Source organism: Streptomyces sp. NRRL WC-3549, from assembly GCF_000721935.1.
In the GTDB taxonomy this organism is placed as follows: Bacteria; Actinomycetota; Actinomycetes; order Streptomycetales; family Streptomycetaceae; genus Streptomyces.
Window position 1 is genome coordinate 89033 of the sequence record NZ_KL585382.1, and the last position, 16083, is coordinate 105115.

Genomic DNA, 16083 nt, shown 5'->3' on the forward strand with positions numbered 1-16083 from the left:
TCGTTCGCCGCCCCCAAGGCCGGTGCATGGCGAATGACTGTGGACCAGTGCCGGCACCCACGTCATATCGCTGCGGTCGAACGCTGGACCGCAGCGGGCGCAGAGTTTCCGTCCACCGTGAGGGTTTGAGGGCGACGTGACGACAGCCCTGTTTCAACTCCTGACGATGCCCGCGTTGCGGGCGGCGGTCAGCCATTGCGGGAATTCTTGAAGTAGTCGGTCGTACAGGTCCATGTCTTCCACGTGTTTCGGCGAAGGGCCGGCGGCGAAGAATCCGGCGTTGTCGATGACGCGCTTGCCGGGCACGGGCAGCTCGTCCAGTTTGCGGAGGAATCGGAAGTCGTCGTAGCCGAAGCCGATGAACTGCCAGAAGATCGGCAGTCTGGCCGCTGTGCACAGGACGTGTTCGGCCGCGGCCTTGGAGGTGGGGGAGCCGTCGGTCTGGAAGACGACGAGTGCCGGGGCGGTGGCGCCGCATGACGTGTAGTGGTCGATGACGGCCTGCATGGCCACGTGGTAGTTGGTGCGCCCCATGTGTCCCATGGACTCGTGGAGGGGGTTGATGCGGTCCCGGTAGGTGTCGAGGCTGATCTCGGCGGTTCCGTCGATGTCGGTGGAGAAGAATATGACGGGCACCACTCCGTCGTCGTCGAGGTGGGCGGCCAGCGCGAGGGTCTGTTCGGCGAGGTGCTGCACCGAGCCGTCGCGGTAGTACGGGCGCATGCTTCCGGAGCGGTCCAGTACGAGATAGACGGCGGCGCGTTCTCCGCTGACCTGGTGCTTCCTGAGTGATACGGCGGCGGCCTTGTAGAGGTTGACGAGGCCGGGAGCGCTGTCCGTGATGTGTTCCAGGCCGACGGCGACTGCCGGCGCTTTCTTGGGTCGCTTGCGGTAGTCGATGCTCATGCGGCGCGATTGTTCTCGTATCCGGCTCCGAGGGCATGGCTTTCGTTGAAATTGCTCAGCTGCTGGGGTGGGTCCGGGACGGTTCGGCCTGTCCGGAGGTCCCGTTGATCACGCCACTCGAGGTCACCATCGACACCGACGGCGACCAGGGCGACGAGACGGCCTCGGTCACCGCGACCGACGGCCACCCCTTCTGGGGCGAGGCACTTGGCGCCTGGATTGACGCCACCGACCTCGAGGCCGGCGAATGGCTCCGCACCAGCGCCGGCACCTACGTCCAGATCACCGCGGTCGAACGCTGGACCGCAGCGAGCGAGACCGTCCACAACCTCACCGTCCGTGACACCCACACGTACTATGTGCTGGCGGGGGCCACGCCGGTCCTCGTTCACAACTGCGATGGCAGCGTCGATTGGGTCAACGAGAACGCAAATATGAGTTCCGCAGCGCGGGCTTATGATGCCGGGGCGGCGGGTTCCAGGGCTGGCGTGGCCCCGGCGTTGCAGTACTACAAGGCTGGCGGGAATCGCCTGTCTCAGATAAATTCGATGGGTTTGATGCGGCCAACGGCGTGATGATCGACCGAAAGGTGAGCGTCACAACCTTCAACAAGACATACCGACAAGCCATGAATCAATCTCTGGCGCTTGAGCAGAACGGTTACAGCGGCCGGTGGGAAGTCCCCACTGCGGCTGAGGCCGCGCGGGCTCGAAAAGTCCTCGGCGGCCTCCTGATCACCAACATTCGAGTGAGGGTTGTGCCCTGATGGATGTCAACAAGGTCTTGGTTCGTGCATTCGTAAGCCTCGTCGTCTCGATCGACTTGACGGACGATGAAGATATTGATCCGGATATCGCGACGGACATTCTCGAACCTGCTGCCACCCTGTTTCGTGATCTCTCGGAAGGGGGGCGTCGGGAAGTTACTTCCCTGGTTCTTGAGTGCGCCGAACTGGAGGAGAACCCGGAGCGCAGGAGGGTAATTCTGGGGCTTCCGGAAGCCATTGGCCTTCTCGATGAAGACTGATCAGCGGGAAGTGAGGCGTAACCTCTTCGCTCGATCCCGCAACCGTCACACTGGTTATCGGTAGCAAAGTTGAAGCCCCGTCAGGCGAGTCCTGGCGGGGCTTCTGCGTGGGGTGACGGCAGTAGTCGACGGCAACGTCAGCGGACGAGGGCGGCGCAGGGCGGCGGTTCGTCGCCGTCGGCGTTGCCTGTCACGGTGTTCGTCGGGCCGTCGAGCGCGCTGCAGAGGGCGTCGATAGCGTCTCGCTGGAGGCGGAGCCTCACGTGGGCGTAGACGGTGGCGGTGACGCCGATGTGGGCGTGGCCGAGGAGCTCCTTGATCACGATGAGTTCGACGCCCTGCTCTAGGAGCAGGGTCGCAGTCGAATGGCGGAGGTCGTGGAAGCGGATGCGGCGCAGGCTGGCCTTGCGAAGGAGCGTGAGGAAGGCGCGGGTGAGGTTGGTCGGGTCGATCGGCCCGCCCTGCACCGTAGTGAACACGTGCCCGCCGTGCAGCCACGTCGTGCCCGCGGCCTCACGCTCGCGCTGCTGCTGTTCGTGGTGGAGCTTCAGTGACTGGCGGCAGCGGGTGGTGAGGGCGATGCGGCGCTCGGAGGCCCGCGTCTTGGTGGGCAGCGTGGTGAGCCCGCCTGTGGCGGTTCGCTGAAGGGTGCGGCGGATGGCGGCGGTGCCTGCGTCGAGGTCGAGGTCTTCCCAGCGCAGGCCGAGGAGTTCGCCCTTGCGGAGTCCGGTGTGGAGGGCGAGTACGAACGCGCGTGCAGCCGGTGACCTTGCGCGGCGGTGAGGAGCCGGCGGGCTTCGTCGGTGGTGAGGGGTTCGAAACGCCGGGGCCGTGGGGTGCCGGTGCGGACGTTGCGGGCGACATTGCGCGGGATCTCCTCCTCGCGCACGGCGTGTTCCAGGGCGGACTTGAGTGCGGAGTGGATGTAAGCGTCAGCGGCGAGAGCCGCTTGGAGCAGCATGTTCCGGTGGCGCAGCAACGGGGTTGATTGCGGCCGGCATCGATGTTGCGGGCACAGCACTGGCAGGTGGTGCGGAGTTGGTTGAGCCAGGTGCGGACGTCTTTGGCGGTGAGCTTGGTGAGCTTCTTCTTGCCCAGGCCGGGGATGAGGTAGTTGTTCACGCAGGCGGCGTAGCGGGTGTGGGTGTTCTCGCGGAGGTGGTGGACGGCGACGTTCTCCAGCCAGTACGTCAGGTACGCGGCCAGGCTGCCCTGAGCGGACGGGATGGGGAGGCCGCGGTTGCTGTTGGCGATCTTCTCGGTGAGTTTGGCGAGGGCTTCCTTGCGGCTGGTGCCGTAGACGCGGACGCGGCGGCGGGTGTTGCTGGGGGCGAGGACGTATCCGGCGGCCTCCCAGCGGCTGTCCTTGCGCTGGTAGACGGTGCCGTCGCCGTTGGCGCGGATGCGGCGGGAGGCGGGGGTGTCGCGGGGTGTGGTCATCAGGCGGCTTCCTGTTCGAGGCGGGTGCGGATGAAGTCAGTGAGTGCGTGGGTGGGGATGCGGCGAGCGCGGCCGAGGGTGATCGAGGTGAGCTGGCCGGTGCGGAGCAGGTCGTAGACGGCGGAGCGGCTGAGCTGGAGGCGGGCCATGACCTGGGGGGCCGTGAGCAGATCCAGCGCCGGTACCGCCTCCTTGTGGAGGACGGCGGGCGGGGGCGAGGCCATCAACAGCCGCCTTCCGCGATGAACTGCCGTTCGAGTTCCTTGCGGTGCCGGACACGGGCGGCGAGGAGCGCGGCGCCGGGGCTGTAGCCCGAGCCGAGGTAGTCCCAGTGACCGACGACGAGCGTGGTCGTCGGGTCGGACTCGGGCAGACCGGCGTGAGCGCGGGCCTGTTCGGTGCGCCAGGCGCGGCGGGCGGCGCGCAGCGCGCCCAGGGTGGTGGAGTAGCTGCGGGACTTGGTGGAGAAATGGCCCCGGAAGCCGAGCATGTGCGCCCATTTTTGGCGCTTGAGGTGGGCAAACTCCGGCAGCTCTCCCAGCTCCCAGCAGGTGCGGATCATCTTCCGGACGTGCCGGGTGACGGCGAGCCGGGTCAGCGGGCGGGCTTGCCCGGTGCCGTCGCAGGCGGCGCACGGGCGTGGCGTTCCGTGGGGCAGGAGGGTGGCGCCGCGTCCCTGGCAGGGGCGGCAGAGGAGGGTGTGGTCGAGGGTGCCGGAGGCGTCGGAGGACTTTGTGGCGTACTTCGCCACGTAGGCGGCCACGGCCTGGTCGGTGAATTCGGCGTCGGTGCCGAAGGAGGCGATCTCGCGTACGTCGAACTGTTCGCCCCAGCCGAGTTCGCGTTCCCCGGCCGTGTCCGAGGCGACGGTGACGCGGACCCGCTTGGCGGCGGCGCGGGCGGCCTTGGTGAGTACGGCGATGGTGGCGTACGGCGGCGGGGGCTGGCTGCTGCCGTCCGGGCCGTCGAGTCGGATGACGGCGTGGAAGTGGACCAGGCCGCGCTGCTGGTACTCGGCGACCTTGGCGAAGGAGACCCGCAGGGCCGCGTGGGCATCCTTCTGGGTCATGCCGAGCGCGGCGGCGATCTCGCGGCGCAGGTAGGTGGTGAAGCGCGCCCACAGGGCGGAGGCGTGGGCGTTGAACAGGACCGCGCCTTCGTAGTCGTACGTCGCGGGGTTCAGCGGCGTTCCGATCAGCGTGTCCGTGGGGTCGTGGAGCTTGCGGCAGCGGCAGGGCCGAATGTCGCCGCCGGGGGTGGTGGGGCGGTTGTGGACGGGTCCGAAGGATGGCGGGGTGAGGGTGGCGAAGACGCGGGGGTGGGTGCGGACGGTGTCGGGCACGTTCTTGCCACCGGAGAGGCCGGTGCGGATGAGGTGGTAGGTGTCGGCGGCGTAGAGGCGGGAGCAGGCCGGGCAGCGGGAGGCGCGGCGGTTACCGCACGCGGTGAGCAGGCTGTCCCTGGGCTCGTCGGGTGAGGTGTAGGAGCGCAGTACCTCACCGGTCGTGGTGTCGACGGTGGTGGTGTGGCCGGTCAGGCGGATGGGTTCGGTGCAGCCGCCGAGGTGTTCGATCTGCTGTTGTGCGCGGTCGAAGTCGGGCTGGTTGATCAGGTGGAGCAGGTCCTGTACGGCGGGGCTTGCCACGTGGCGCAGGTCCAGGGTGACCATTCGGGGCGTGTCCCTTCTGCCGGGTGGGCGGCCCCGAGCAGCAACCAGCCAGGAGGGAAAGCGTGTTGGTGCTGCTCGGGGCATGACGAACCGGGCCCAGGGGCGGGCGAGGGTTCAGCGAGGGGGTGATGCGGGTGGTGGGGCCGGGGCTCAGAGTTGAGCGAGGGCGGCGGTGGCGACCGGCAGGGCGACGCCCATGCGCTGGCCCAACTGGGCTGCGGTGACGGGTGCGCCGTGTTCGGTGCGGTGGGTGTCCGCGATGCGCCGGGCCGCGTTCAGCAGGGCGGCGGGCAAGGCCGGGCTGGAAGCGGGCCGAGCCGTCTTGGCGACGACCGGCGGAGCGAAGGTCGGAGCCGGAGCGGGCTGCGGTTCCACGGCGGGGGAGACGGCGACGACCGGGGCGGGCGTCGGGGGCTCGGATGCGGGTGCTTCGTCGGGCACCGGTTCGGAGACGGGGGTGGCGGCCTCTGGGTTCTCGGTGGGGTGGGTCAGGGTGTGGAACTGGGTGAGGAAGGCGGGGCCGACGTGGCCCCAGCCGAGGAGCGGGAGCGGGGCGACGGTGTCCAGGCAGGCGTGTCCGTAACGGCTGGCGAGCAGGGGTTCGGCGGTGTTGAGGGCGAGGGTGAGCAGCCCGCACAGGTGCAGCAGCCGGGTGCCGGCCTTCAGCTCCGCCTTGGGGACGCCGCGCAGCGCCAGGAACCGCAGCGCGACCAGGAGGCCGACGACGGACAGGTCCACCATGGGCGCGATCAGTGGGGCGATCGGATGTGGGACGCCGAGGCGCAGGGCGAGTGCCCAGATGTTGCCGAAGGAGAAGACGAAGGCCAGGGCCGCGATGACCGCCATGACCACGGTCATGGTGCGCCGGGTGAACCGTTCCTCCGCCATGGGTTCAACCTCCCTTCCTGCCTGTGCGGGTTGTTCACGGCTGCTTGGTGAGCGGAGGCAGGGGCGTAGTCGTCCGGCCGGTCGAGTGGAGCAGGGCGTCCAGGAGGAGGCCCGGGTCTGCGGTCAGGTGCGAGGTGTTCTCGGCGACGCGGGCAGCGTGGGCGTCGGAGACGTAGGGGGTGCGGATGCGGGTGAAGCCGGGGCGGCCCTGCATGGCCATGACCGCGACGCCGACGTAGGCGGGGTCCTGCAAGGTGACCGGGCTGGCGTCGGGCCAATTGCGGATGTCGTCACCGAGTGCGGCCACCGCGGCTTCCACGGTCTGACCAGGTCCTCCACCAGCCGGGCGTTCTCCGCCGTCAGCGCGGCCAGACGTCGGCCGCCGACGGGGCGAAGTCGCAGACGAACTTGTTGACCCCCGAGGTCTTGCCCGCACCCGGGACACCGGCCACCGTCAAGTGCGGCGGAAACATCTACGAGATTCGCGGTGTTGTTGGAATGGACGTGAACAAGAAATTTCCTGGGAATCCGTTTGCGCATGAAAGGGATACTGCAATTCTAGGGCGGGTTGATGCGAGTCGCATCGTTGCTTGCAGACTTCGAGACGGAACTAGGGTTCCGAACCCCAACTATGGCGGGGAATGATTGTGGAGGAGTTGGCTCGGACTGCAACCAGGGCAAACGGGGAAAAGGTGAACGTTTTGCTCCAGGTTTCTACACCGCCTTCGACTCTTCGGGTGGGATTGACCGATGAAGAGTTTGAGCGAGTCTATGAAGAGGTTGATTTGCTGGAATGTCTCAAATCAGCCCGCCGCGATCTCGAAGTCATGGGTCTGCTCCTGTGTTGCCAGGGTGCGAGACCGAATGTTTTCCCGTCGGGGATGACGAGGCAGATGGCGGAAGGCCGGTTGGCCTACTCGTTGGAAGCCGGAAAGGAGCTCTCTGACAACGATCTCGTGGATATCTTCGCTCCAGCAGACTGTTCAGAAGTCGCAACGCTAGAAGACCAAGTAGCGGCAATGCGGGAACTGTTTCGCATGAAACGAAGTTGATTCACTCGGGTGAATCTGATGGCCCCACCGGATTGTTCTGGTGGGGTCATCAGTGCGGTTTGACGGCAGCGCTGACGGCAACGTCGGCGAGAATTTTGTTACGCAGGACCGTGAGTACCTCGAAGGTCTGCGGTATCAGACTCACCGCAGCAGAAATGCCGAGAAGTGCACGGTTCTGGTTCGCTTCGAGATATCCTCGGGTGCTCGCGACACATTGATCGCGGCTGTTGCAAGTCCGGGCGAAATCGGTCAGGATGTAAATGCCGTGCACCTGAAGTAGGGGCGTGGCTTCGACACGTACGCCTCAGGCCCGGATCGGTCGGAGTGTTCAATTCGCGAATCGTTGGATTCGGAAGAGCGGAGGACTGGTGACGTTCCCCGGAGAGGAAAAATCTCAGGCTGATCTGGTTGAAGCGCTCGCCGACGGCACGGGGCGGGATGCCAGGTCCATCGCGGCCGGGCGTCCCGAGGTTACTCAGCTCATCGCCTCCTGGATCCGGGAAGCCGCTCACGCGGGAAACTGGACAAGGGTCGACAAGTTCGCCAACCTGGCCGCCCCCTTGCGGGCGCCGGGCGTGGGCGGAGCTCTTCAGGAGATCCTTGATTCGGATGCCGTGGGGTTCAACAAAGAGGATCTCGTGGAGATTCTCGGATAGATCCGGGAAACGGACGCGGTCGCCTGCCTGTTCAGGGTGGCGGAAAGTTCGGTGGACGAGGACGCTCCGGCGTACTGGCTGTGCCAGAAGGTCATCTCTTCTCTGGGGGAGATCGGCACGCCGGAGGCCCTTGAATGCCTTCGCCGGATGACGAACCCGTCGTGGCCCGGCGTTGTCCGATGGCATGCGGCTGTCGAACTCGGGGTCGAGGACGAGCTCGGGTTTGACGAAGATCAAATGCTGAGGTAGCCGGAGTCCCGGGCGCTGTTGAGGTCCAAGGAGTTCCCATGGCGTCAGTGAAAAGGAAGCCCCGCCAGATGTGTCCTGACGGGGCTTCTGCGTGGGGCGCCGGTGCGGACGTTGCGGGCTACGTTGCACGGGGATCTCTGCCTCGAGGACGGCGTACTCCAGGGCGCACTTGAGCACGGAGTGAGGGTAGGTGAGCGTCAGTGGACAGAGCACCTTGTGGCAGCACTGGCCGGCGGCAGAGCGGTGGGGCTGGTCCGGGCGTCGAGGCCGCGGATGCAGCACTGGCAGGTGGCGCGGAGCTGGTTGAGACAGGTGCGGACATCCTTTGGCGGTGAGCTTGCTGAGCCTCTTCCTGTCCAGGCCGGTCAGTAGTGGTCGCGGGCCTGGATGATCTCCAGGCCGTCGGAGTCGGTGACCCGGTAGACCAGCCGGTGTTCCTGCGTGATGCGGCGGAACCACCAGCCGGACAGGTTTCCTTTCAGTGGCTCGGGCTTGCCCCTGCCTTCGAAAGGGGTCCGTGTGATCTCCTTGATGAGGTCGTTGACCCTGCGGAGCGTCTTGCGGTCGGTGTCGGCCCAGTGGGTGTAGTCCTCCCACGCGTCGTCCGAGAACGACGTTTTCACGCGTCCTCCGTGTCGACCAGGTCTCGTACGGTGCCGCGTCCGGAGTCCATCTGCTCGATGGAGCGCATGAGGCGGGCGGCGTTGCGGGGGGAGCGCATCAGGTACATCGTCTCCTCCCAGGCGTTGTAGTCCTCCTCGGACATGATCACGACGGTGCCCGCCTTCGATGTGACGCGCTCGGGCGCGTGGTCTTCGGTGACGCGGCGGATCAGACCGAAGAAGTCCTTCCGGGCTTCACTCGCGTTGATGGTCATGGTTTCCTCCTGTGCATGTCGCCAGACCTCTTAAGTGTACTTAAAAAAGTACCATGAGTGTACGGGATTCGGTACGTTGGAGGTCGTGGTCTTGCGTCGGTCTGAGCTGGTCAGAGTTTCTTTACTGGTTCACGGCAGCCTGCTGTCGCGGGCAGCGCGCGCCATCTGAGGCTCTGCTCCATCCCCTGGCCCTTCTCTGAGGGGCAGCGGGGCCGAGTGCGGGCCTGTGACGCGACGACACCCCGGATCGCGGACTGCTCGGGCAGCCTGTACATCGATCCGCGTTACGGCCTCCGCTCGAACAGCGACGCCACCAGCTGGAAGATCGGTGCCCTGACGCAGCTCTGGAAGCCCAGCGGCGGGCTCAGGACCGAGCAGGCCGTCACTGTTTCCGGCACCGTGAAGGTCAAGCGGTGGGCGAAGGCCACCGTCAACGCCTCGCCGGAGCCGGTGAAGAAGGGCCAGACCCTCACCGTGACCGGCAGCTTCAAGCGGGCGGACTGGGCGAAGTACACGTACACCGGCTTCGCCGGCGCGTCGGTCAAGCTGCAGTTCCGCAAGAAGGCAGCTCCACCTACTCCACCGTCAAGACGGTGAGGGCGGGCTCCACGGGCGCGCTGAGGACCACGGTCAAGGCATCGGTGGACGGGTACTGGCGCTGGAGCTTCGTCGGGTCGTCCACCACGGGCACCGCCACCGCCGCCGGGGACTTCGTCGACGTGCGCCGAGCCGGGGCGAAGCATCCCGGCCCGCACACGGCGGAAGGGCTGTCCGGCGCCCGTCGGCCGGACAGCCCCACGACGAGGCCGTGCGATGCGCCCCGCGGGGGCGTCCCGGGGTCAGCCCGTGGCGTCGAGGTCCTGGGAGAGCAGCGTGGCCAGTTCCTCGACGGCCTCCCGGCTTCCGTCCCCGACGGCGGTCAGGACCACGGAGTCACCGTGCTGAGCGGCCAGGGAGAGGACGGACAGCATGCTCCGGGCGTCGACCGGCTCGCCGCCGTCCCGCGCGATCGTCACCCTGACCGGCTGGCGGGTGGCCGCCTGGACGAAGAGCGAGGCGGGGCGGGCGTGCAGGCCCTTGGCGGAGGCGAGGACGACGGTGCGCTGGTACATGGATCACTCCTGTGGTGTGGATGAGCGACTACGCGTCGCGGGGCGGCGGGCGGAGGTCAGGCCGCGACGGCTGCCTCCGGCTTTCCGGCTGCCGTGTCCGCGGCCCCCTGCGGGGTCCGGCGGGTCCCCTTGAGCACGACCACGAGAGCGGCCGAGACCGCCGTACCCACGGCGATGGCCAGCAGGTACAGGAACGGCTCCCCGATCAGCGGCACGACGAAGATCCCGCCGTGCGGCGCGCGGAGCGTGCAGCCGAAGGCCATCGAGAGGGCGCCGGTCACCGCTCCGCCCGCCATGACCGAGGGGATCACCCGCAGCGGGTCGGCCGCGGCGAACGGGATCGCGCCCTCGGTGATGAACGAGGCACCCAGGACCCAGGCCGCCCGGCCGTTCTCCCGCTCGGTGTGGGTGAACAGCCTGCCGCGCACGGTCGTGGCGAGCGCCAGGGCGAGCGGCGGGACCATGCCCGCGGCCATGACGGCGGCCATGACCTTGAGGCTGCCGGGGGTCGGGTCGGCCAGGCCGCCGACGGCGAAGGCGTAGGCGACCTTGTTGAGCGGGCCGCCCATGTCGAAGCACATCATCAGGCCGAGGACGACGCCCAGGATGACCGCGTTGGAGCCGGACAGACCGTTCAGCCAGTCGGTGAGCGCGTTCTGGAGCGAGGCGATCGGCTTGCCGACCACGATGAACATCAGGAAGCCGACCACTGTCGACGCGATCAGCGGGATCACGAGCACCGGCATGATGCCGCGCAGCGTGGGGTGCACCTTCACCCGTTGGATCGCCATCACCACGGCACCGGCCAGGAGCCCGGCGACCAGGCCGCCGAGGAAGCCCGCGTCGATGGTCAGGGCGATCGCGCCGCCCACGAATCCGGGGACCAGCGCGGGCCGGTCCGCCATGCCGTACGCGATGTAGCCCGCCAGCACCGGCACGAGGAAGCCGAACGCGGCGCTGCCGATCTGGTTGAGCAGGGCGGCCCAGCTGTCGGCCTCGCTCCACACGAAGTGGTCGGCGACCGACTTGGCACCGGCGATCTCGTAGCCGCCGATGGCGAAGGACAGGGCGATGAGGAGTCCGCCCGCCGCGACGAACGGCACCATGTAACTGACGCCGGACATCAGGTAGGTCCGCAGCCGGACACCGAAGTGCGTACGGTCGCCACCGGCCGCCCCGTCACCGCCGCCCTCCGGGGCGGGACCGTCGGCGAGGGTGCTGACCTCGCCGCGCTCGGCCTTGCCGCGCGCCTCGGCGATCAGTTCGCCGGGCCGGTTGATCCCGGCCTTCACCCCGACGTCGACGACCGGTTTGCCGCTGAACCGCGCCTTCTCCCGCACCTCGACGTCATGGGCCCAGATGACGGCGTCTGCCGCGGCGATGACCGCCGGATCCAGCTGCTCGAACCCGGCCGAGCCCTGTGTCTCGACGCTGAGTTCGACACCTTCGGCCCGGGCCGCGGTCTCCAGCGACTCGGCGGCCATGTAGGTGTGGGCGATACCGGTGGGACAGGAGGTGACGGCGACGATCCGGAACGGCTCCTCCGGCACCGGCTCGGACGCGGGCACCGCCGTGGCGGAGGGCGCCGCCGTGGCGGAGGCGGACGACGCGGGGTCCCGCTCACCGCTGATGAGCGCCGCGGCCCCGGCGCCGTCCCGCTCGGCCCGCAGCGCGTCGGTGAACTCACTGTCCATCAGCCGCCGGGCCAGCCCCGACAGGATGGCGAGATGGGCGTCGTCCGCTCCGGCCGGTGCGGCGATCAGGAAGATCAGGTCGGCGGGGCCGTCCGGCGCGCCGAAGTCGATGCCCCGGCCGCTGCGCCCGAAGGCGAGCGTCGGCGCCGAGACGTGCTCGCTGCGGCAGTGCGGGATGCCGATCCCGCCGTCCAGACCGGTCGGCATCTGGGCCTCCCGGGCCGCCACGTCGGCGAGGAAGCCGTCGAGGTCGGTGACGCGGCCGGCCGCGACCATCCGTTCCGCCAGGGACCGGGCGGCCTCGTCCTTCGTCTCGGCGGACAGATCGAGATCGACCAGGTCCGCGGTGATCAGCTCACTCATCGCGGGGCTCCTTGCTCATGGACCGCCGGGCGGGCGGCTCGGGGGACGTGGGGGCGGTTGCGTGTACGCGGAGGCCGGGCGGTCATGAGGCCGGCTCCGTCAGAGGGCGGTCCAGGGGGACGTCCGTGGTCGTGGTGACCGAGGACGGATCGAGGTCCGCCGGGGTGGGCATGACGCTCCCCGGCAGCTGGACGGCCGCGGCCCCGTGCGCCACCGCGGCGGCGAGGGCGGCCGGGCCGGTGCCGCCCGCGGCGAGGAACCCCGCCAGGGAGGCGTCTCCCGCGCCGACGTTGCTGCGGACGGTGTCCACCCGCGCACTGCCGAAGTACGTTCCGGAACCGTCGACCAGCAGCTGCCCGTCGGCACCGAGGCTGGCCAGGACGCACTGCGCGCCACGCGTGCGCAGCTCCTCGGCGGCCCTGACGGCCGCGCCGACCGTGGCGAGCGGGCGCCCGACGGCTTCGGCGAGCTCCTCGGCGTTCGGTTTGATCACGTCGGGCCGCTCCCGCAGTGCCGCGACGAGGGCGGCGCCCGAGGTGTCCAGGACGATCCGGGCACCGGCGCGATGGCTGCTCGCGACCAGTTCGGCGTACCACTCGCCGGGCAGCCCGCGGGGCAGGCTGCCGCAGCAGGCGATCCAGTCCGTGGCCGCCGAGCGTGCCCGTACGGCGTCCAGCAGGGCCTCGGCCTCCGCCGCGGTGATCTCGGGTCCGGCCGCGTTGACCTTGGTGAGGGTGCCGTCCGGCTCGACGAGCGTGACGTTGACGCGGGTGCTGCCGGCGATCTGCACTCCGGCGGCCTCGATGCCGTGCTCACCCAGCAGCCGTGCGAGCAGGGCGCCTTCGGGCCCGCCGAGCGGTGCGACCGCGACCGTGCGGTGGCCGGCCGCCGCGACCGCGCGCGAGACGTTGATGCCCTTGCCACCGGGATCGACCCGGTCGGCGGTGGCCCGCAGGACGGCGCCACGGGTGAGCGCGGGCAGCTCGTAGGTGCGGTCCAGGCTGGGATTGGGGGTGACGGTGAGAATCATGCGCGTACTACTTCCGTGCCCCGGCTCTCGATGGCGAGGGCGTTCTCGGGGCTGAGCCCGGTGTCCGTGATGAGCAGGTCGATGCCGTCGAGGTCGCCGAAGCGGGCGAAGTGCTCCTGGCCGAACTTGGCCGAGTCGGCGAGGAGCACGACCCGGCGCGCCGCGGAGATCACGGCGCGCTTCACCGCAGCCTCGGCCAGGTCCGGGGTGGTCAGACCCCCTTGCACGGAGAAGCCGTTGGTGGCGAGGAAGACGACGTCCGCGTTGATCTGGCTGTAGGCGCCCAGGGCCCAGGCGTCCACCGCCGCCCGGGTCCGGTGGCGGACGCGGCCCCCGGCCAGATGCAGCGCGATGCCCGGGTGGTCGGCGAGACGGACCGCGACCGGCAGGGCGTGGGTCACCACGGTGAGGGTGGAATCGAGGGGGAAGGCGGCGGCCAGCCGGGCCGTCGTCGTCCCGGCGTCGATGATCACGTTGCCCTCGGCGGGCAGCTCGCCCAGTGCGGCGGCCGCGATGCGGTCCTTCTCGTCGGCGGCCACCACGTCGCGCTCGGCGAGGTCCGGCTCGAAACCGAGACGACCGGCCGGGATGGCTCCCCCGTGCACGCGGCGCAGGAGTCCGGCCCGGTCGAGCGCCTTGAGGTCGCGCCGGATGGTCTCGGCGGTCACCTGGAACTCCTCGGCGAGAGACAACACGTCGACCCGGCCGCTGTCATGGGCCAGGCGGAGGATCTCTTGCTGCCGCTCCGGTGCGTACATGTGGTTTCGTATCCGTTCCATGCCCGACTGTGTGGGTTTTGCGCCCAGGCTACGGGTGGGCGACGGAGAAGTAAACACATCCGGGCGCTCGGCGGACATGGTCGGACATCCGCACGCGGTGCATGGGGTGACGTACGCCACGGAGTCGGCAGGGTGCGGCGGCCGGTGGCGGGCGCGTCGGTTCCTCGGACATGTCGCTCGCCGGGTGGGGTGGCGCGCGGGCCTTAGGCTGCCGATATGTGCGGAATCGTGGGTTATGTCGGTGGACAGTCGGCGCAGGACGTCGTCGTCGCGGGGCTGAGGCGGCTGGAGTACCGGGGGTACGACTCGGCCGGGGTCGCCGTCCTGGCGGACGGGGGGCTGGCCGCGGCCAAGAAGGCCGGGAAGCTCGTCAACCTGGAGAAGGAGCTCAAGGAACGGCCGCTCCCGGCCGGGAACACCGGCCTCGGGCACACCCGTTGGGCCACGCACGGCGGGCCGACCGACGCCAACGCGCACCCGCATCTGGACAACGCGGGCCGGGTCGCCGTCGTGCACAACGGGATCATCGAGAACTTCGCCGTCCTGCGCGAGGAGTTGGCCGGCCGGGGCCATGACCTGGCCTCCGAGACCGACACCGAGGTGGTGGCCCACCTGCTGGCGGAGGCGTACTCCTCGGCCGGGGAGCTCGCCGAGGCCATGCGGCAGGTCTGCCGTCGGCTGGAGGGCGCGTTCACCCTGGTCGCGGTGGACGCGGACGAGCCCGGCACGGTCGTCGGGGCGCGGCGCAACTCACCGCTGGTGGTGGGCGTCGGGGACGGGGAGATGTTCCTCGCCTCGGACGTGGCCGCGTTCATCGCCCACACCCGCTCCGCGATCGAACTCGGCCAGGACCAGGTGGTCGAACTGCGCCGGGACGGGGCCGTGGTCACCGGGTTCGACGGCCGCCCCGCCGACGTGCGCGCGTACCACGTCGACTGGGACGCCTCCGCCGCCGAGAAGGGCGGGTACGCCTCCTTCATGCTCAAGGAGATCGCCGACCAGCCGAAGGCCGTCGCCGACACCCTCCTGGGGCGCGTCGACGGCTCGGGCGTCCTCCACCTCGACGAGGTGCGCATCCCGCCGCACGTCCTGCGGGAGGTCGACAAGGTCGTCGTCGTCGCCTGCGGGACCGCCTTCCACGCCGGGATGATCGCCAAGTACGCCATCGAGCACGTCACCCGGCTGCCCTGCGAGACCGAGCTGGCCAGCGAGTTCCGCTACCGGGACCCGATCCTGGACGCCCGCACCCTGGTCGTCGCCATCTCCCAGTCCGGCGAGACCATGGACACGCTGATGGCCCTGCGCCACGCCCGCGAGCAGGGCGCCAGGGTGCTGGCCATCTGCAACACCAACGGCTCGACCATCCCCCGGGAGTCCGACGCCGTCCTCTACACCCACGCCGGCCCCGAGGTCGCCGTCGCCTCCACCAAGGCGTTCCTGACCCAGCTGGTCGCCTGCTACCTGGTCGCGCTCTACCTCGGCCAGGTCCGCGGCACCAAGTGGGGCGACGAGATCCGCACCGTGGTCCGCCAGCTCTCCGAGATCCCCCGCCAGGTCGAGGAGGTACTGGGCACGATGGAGCCCGTACGGGAGCTGGCCCGGACGCTCGCCGACCGGGACACCGTGCTCTTCGTCGGACGGCACGTCGGCTACCCGGTGGCCCTCGAAGGCGCGCTGAAGCTCAAGGAACTCGCGTACATGCACGCCGAGGGCTTCGCCGCCGGGGAGCTCAAGCACGGACCGATCGCCCTCGTCGACGAGGGGCTGCCGGTCGTCGTCATCGTGCCGTCCCCGCGCGGCCGTTCGGTCCTCCACGACAAGATCGTGTCGAACATCCAGGAGATCAGGGCCCGGGGAGCGCGTACCGTCGTCATCGCGGAGGAGGGCGACGACGCGGTCGTCCCGTACGCCGACCACCTCGTCCGGATCCCGGCTGTGCCTACGCTGCTCCAGCCGCTGGTCGCCACCGTGCCGTTGCAGGTCTTCGCGTGCGAACTGGCGACCGCCCGGGGCAACGAGGTGGACCAGCCCCGCAACCTGGCGAAGTCCGTGACCGTCGAGTGAGTGAATGAGTGGGTGGGTGGACGCGTGATCATCGGGGTCGGGATCGACGTGGCGGAGGTCGAGCGGTTCGGCGCGGCGCTGGAACGCACGCCGCAGCTGGCCGGACGGCTCTTCCGCCCGGCGGAGCTGCTGCTGCCCGGCGGGGAGCGGCGGGGGACCGCGTCGCTGGCGGCCCGGTTCGCCGCCAAGGAGGCATTGGCCAAGGCGCTCGGGGCACCCGGTGGGTTGTTGTGGACGGACGCCGAGGTCCGCGTCGAGGAGAGCGGCCGGGCGCGGCT

Annotated in this window: 19 protein-coding genes and 3 pseudogenes; 8 read left to right on the forward strand and 14 right to left on the reverse strand. The window is 69.3% G+C overall.

Going from position 1 to position 16083, the window contains the following annotated elements; all coding sequences use genetic code 11:
* Positions 1–153: 153 nt before the first annotated feature.
* The gene (locus IH13_RS0102060; protein ID WP_031080509.1) at positions 154–906 is read right to left on the reverse strand and encodes a vWA domain-containing protein; all 753 of its coding nucleotides are present in this window, start codon (positions 904–906) and stop codon (positions 154–156) included.
* A gap of 116 nt (positions 907–1022) precedes the next feature.
* Between IH13_RS0102060 and IH13_RS45940 the strand changes: the two are divergent.
* Both IH13_RS45940 and IH13_RS0102070 read left to right on the forward strand, forming a co-directional pair.
* Positions 1023–1313: pseudogene (locus IH13_RS45940) on the forward strand (polymorphic toxin-type HINT domain-containing protein); the annotation flags it as partial.
* A gap of 358 nt (positions 1314–1671) precedes the next feature.
* A complete protein-coding gene (locus IH13_RS0102070) occupies positions 1672–1932 on the forward strand; it encodes a hypothetical protein (protein WP_031080512.1) in 261 nt (86 codons plus the stop codon).
* Between the two features lie 137 nt (positions 1933–2069).
* On the opposite strand, the pseudogene IH13_RS40325 reads toward IH13_RS0102070, so the two are convergent.
* The 5 genes and pseudogenes from IH13_RS40325 to IH13_RS0102105 form a co-directional block, all read right to left on the reverse strand.
* A pseudogene (locus IH13_RS40325) lies at positions 2070–3372 on the reverse strand (tyrosine-type recombinase/integrase).
* The gene (locus tag IH13_RS0102090; RefSeq protein WP_031080518.1) at positions 3372–3596 is read right to left on the reverse strand and encodes a helix-turn-helix domain-containing protein; all 225 of its coding nucleotides are present in this window, start codon (positions 3594–3596) and stop codon (positions 3372–3374) included. The pseudogene IH13_RS40325 and the gene IH13_RS0102090 overlap by 1 nt, the downstream one beginning before the upstream one ends.
* Complete coding sequence (locus IH13_RS0102095) at positions 3596–5041, reverse strand: replication initiator (protein ID WP_031080519.1); 1446 nt, start codon at positions 5039–5041, stop codon at positions 3596–3598. The genes IH13_RS0102090 and IH13_RS0102095 overlap by 1 nt, the downstream gene beginning before the upstream one ends.
* A 150-nt stretch (positions 5042–5191) precedes the next feature.
* The gene (locus IH13_RS0102100) at positions 5192–5929 is read right to left on the reverse strand and encodes a DUF2637 domain-containing protein (RefSeq protein WP_031080521.1); all 738 of its coding nucleotides are present in this window, start codon (positions 5927–5929) and stop codon (positions 5192–5194) included.
* A gap of 34 nt (positions 5930–5963) precedes the next feature.
* Entirely contained in the window at positions 5964–6248 is a 285-nt protein-coding gene (locus IH13_RS0102105) for a hypothetical protein (RefSeq protein WP_031080522.1), read from the reverse strand.
* Positions 6249–6666: 418 nt separating this feature from the next.
* On the opposite strand from IH13_RS0102105, the gene IH13_RS43285 reads away from it, so the two are divergent.
* The gene (locus IH13_RS43285) at positions 6667–6981 is read left to right on the forward strand and encodes a hypothetical protein (protein ID WP_158791014.1); all 315 of its coding nucleotides are present in this window, start codon (positions 6667–6669) and stop codon (positions 6979–6981) included.
* Between the two features lie 49 nt (positions 6982–7030).
* Here IH13_RS43285 and IH13_RS43290 read toward each other — a convergent pair whose 3' ends face one another.
* Positions 7031–7252: a hypothetical protein gene (locus IH13_RS43290; RefSeq protein WP_158791016.1), complete on the reverse strand. Its 222-nt coding sequence runs from the start codon at positions 7250–7252 to the stop codon at positions 7031–7033.
* A 97-nt stretch (positions 7253–7349) separates the two neighbouring features.
* On the opposite strand from IH13_RS43290, the gene IH13_RS0102115 reads away from it, so the two are divergent.
* Positions 7350–7637, forward strand: coding sequence for a hypothetical protein (locus IH13_RS0102115; protein ID WP_031080524.1), 288 nt, complete (start codon positions 7350–7352; stop codon positions 7635–7637).
* 51 nt (positions 7638–7688) lie between these two features.
* Positions 7689–7886, forward strand: coding sequence for a HEAT repeat domain-containing protein (locus IH13_RS0102120; protein WP_031080526.1), 198 nt, complete (start codon positions 7689–7691; stop codon positions 7884–7886).
* Positions 7887–7975: 89 nt separating this feature from the next.
* Here IH13_RS0102120 and IH13_RS45945 read toward each other — a convergent pair.
* From IH13_RS45945 to IH13_RS0102130, 3 genes and pseudogenes are all read right to left on the reverse strand, one after another.
* Positions 7976–8264: pseudogene (locus IH13_RS45945) on the reverse strand (site-specific integrase); the annotation flags it as partial.
* Positions 8252–8509 (reverse strand): Txe/YoeB family addiction module toxin, encoded by a 258-nt coding sequence (locus IH13_RS0102125; RefSeq protein ID WP_031080528.1) that lies wholly within the window; start codon positions 8507–8509, stop codon positions 8252–8254. The pseudogene IH13_RS45945 and the gene IH13_RS0102125, both read right to left, overlap by 13 nt.
* Positions 8506–8763, reverse strand: coding sequence for a type II toxin-antitoxin system Phd/YefM family antitoxin (locus IH13_RS0102130; RefSeq protein ID WP_031080530.1), 258 nt, complete (start codon positions 8761–8763; stop codon positions 8506–8508). The genes IH13_RS0102125 and IH13_RS0102130 overlap by 4 nt, the downstream gene beginning before the upstream one ends.
* 216 nt (positions 8764–8979) lie before the next feature.
* On the opposite strand from IH13_RS0102130, the gene IH13_RS43295 reads away from it, so the two are divergent.
* Positions 8980–9360, forward strand: a complete 381-nt coding sequence (locus IH13_RS43295; protein ID WP_158791020.1) for a hypothetical protein — start codon at positions 8980–8982, stop codon at positions 9358–9360.
* 242 nt (positions 9361–9602) lie between these two features.
* Here the strand turns inward: IH13_RS43295 and IH13_RS0102145 are convergent, their stop codons facing one another.
* The 4 genes from IH13_RS0102145 to IH13_RS0102160 all read right to left on the reverse strand — a co-directional run bounded on the left by IH13_RS0102145 (position 9603) and on the right by IH13_RS0102160 (position 13720).
* Positions 9603–9875 (reverse strand): HPr family phosphocarrier protein, encoded by a 273-nt coding sequence (locus IH13_RS0102145; RefSeq protein WP_031080534.1) that lies wholly within the window; start codon positions 9873–9875, stop codon positions 9603–9605.
* Between the two features lie 56 nt (positions 9876–9931).
* Positions 9932–11932, reverse strand: coding sequence for a PTS fructose transporter subunit IIABC (locus tag IH13_RS0102150; protein ID WP_031080535.1), 2001 nt, complete (start codon positions 11930–11932; stop codon positions 9932–9934).
* A gap of 82 nt (positions 11933–12014) precedes the next feature.
* Entirely contained in the window at positions 12015–12962 is a 948-nt protein-coding gene (gene pfkB / locus IH13_RS0102155; RefSeq protein WP_031080538.1) for a 1-phosphofructokinase, read from the reverse strand.
* Positions 12959–13720, reverse strand: a complete 762-nt coding sequence (locus IH13_RS0102160; RefSeq protein WP_031080540.1) for a DeoR/GlpR family DNA-binding transcription regulator — start codon at positions 13718–13720, stop codon at positions 12959–12961. Before IH13_RS0102160 ends, pfkB begins: the two co-directional genes overlap by 4 nt.
* A gap of 237 nt (positions 13721–13957) precedes the next feature.
* Between IH13_RS0102160 and glmS the strand changes: the two genes are divergently transcribed.
* Complete coding sequence (gene glmS, locus IH13_RS0102165) at positions 13958–15805, forward strand: glutamine--fructose-6-phosphate transaminase (isomerizing) (protein WP_031080542.1); 1848 nt, start codon at positions 13958–13960, stop codon at positions 15803–15805.
* Between the two features lie 24 nt (positions 15806–15829).
* On the forward strand, positions 15830–16083 hold a 254-nt coding region (locus IH13_RS0102170; RefSeq protein WP_031080544.1), incomplete at its 3' end, for a 4'-phosphopantetheinyl transferase superfamily protein.

Bases quoted from the DNA above. Each gene is read 5' to 3' on its own strand.
- IH13_RS0102090 (WP_031080518.1), bottom strand. From the start codon at position 3,596: ATGGCCTCGCCCCCGCCCGCCGTCCTCCACAAGGAGGCGGTACCGGCG.
- IH13_RS0102070 (WP_031080512.1), top strand. From the start codon at position 1,672: ATGGATGTCAACAAGGTCTTGGTTCGTGCATTCGTAAGCCTCGTCGTC.
- pfkB (WP_031080538.1), bottom strand. From the start codon at position 12,962: ATGATTCTCACCGTCACCCCCAATCCCAGCCTGGACCGCACCTACGAG.
- IH13_RS0102130 (WP_031080530.1), bottom strand. From the start codon at position 8,763: ATGACCATCAACGCGAGTGAAGCCCGGAAGGACTTCTTCGGTCTGATC.
- glmS (WP_031080542.1), top strand. From the start codon at position 13,958: ATGTGCGGAATCGTGGGTTATGTCGGTGGACAGTCGGCGCAGGACGTC.
- IH13_RS0102100 (WP_031080521.1), bottom strand. From the start codon at position 5,929: ATGGCGGAGGAACGGTTCACCCGGCGCACCATGACCGTGGTCATGGCG.
- IH13_RS0102145 (WP_031080534.1), bottom strand. From the start codon at position 9,875: ATGTACCAGCGCACCGTCGTCCTCGCCTCCGCCAAGGGCCTGCACGCC.
- IH13_RS0102150 (WP_031080535.1), bottom strand. From the start codon at position 11,932: ATGAGTGAGCTGATCACCGCGGACCTGGTCGATCTCGATCTGTCCGCC.
- IH13_RS0102060 (WP_031080509.1), bottom strand. From the start codon at position 906: ATGAGCATCGACTACCGCAAGCGACCCAAGAAAGCGCCGGCAGTCGCC.
- IH13_RS0102095 (WP_031080519.1), bottom strand. From the start codon at position 5,041: ATGGTCACCCTGGACCTGCGCCACGTGGCAAGCCCCGCCGTACAGGAC.
- IH13_RS0102160 (WP_031080540.1), bottom strand. From the start codon at position 13,720: ATGTACGCACCGGAGCGGCAGCAAGAGATCCTCCGCCTGGCCCATGAC.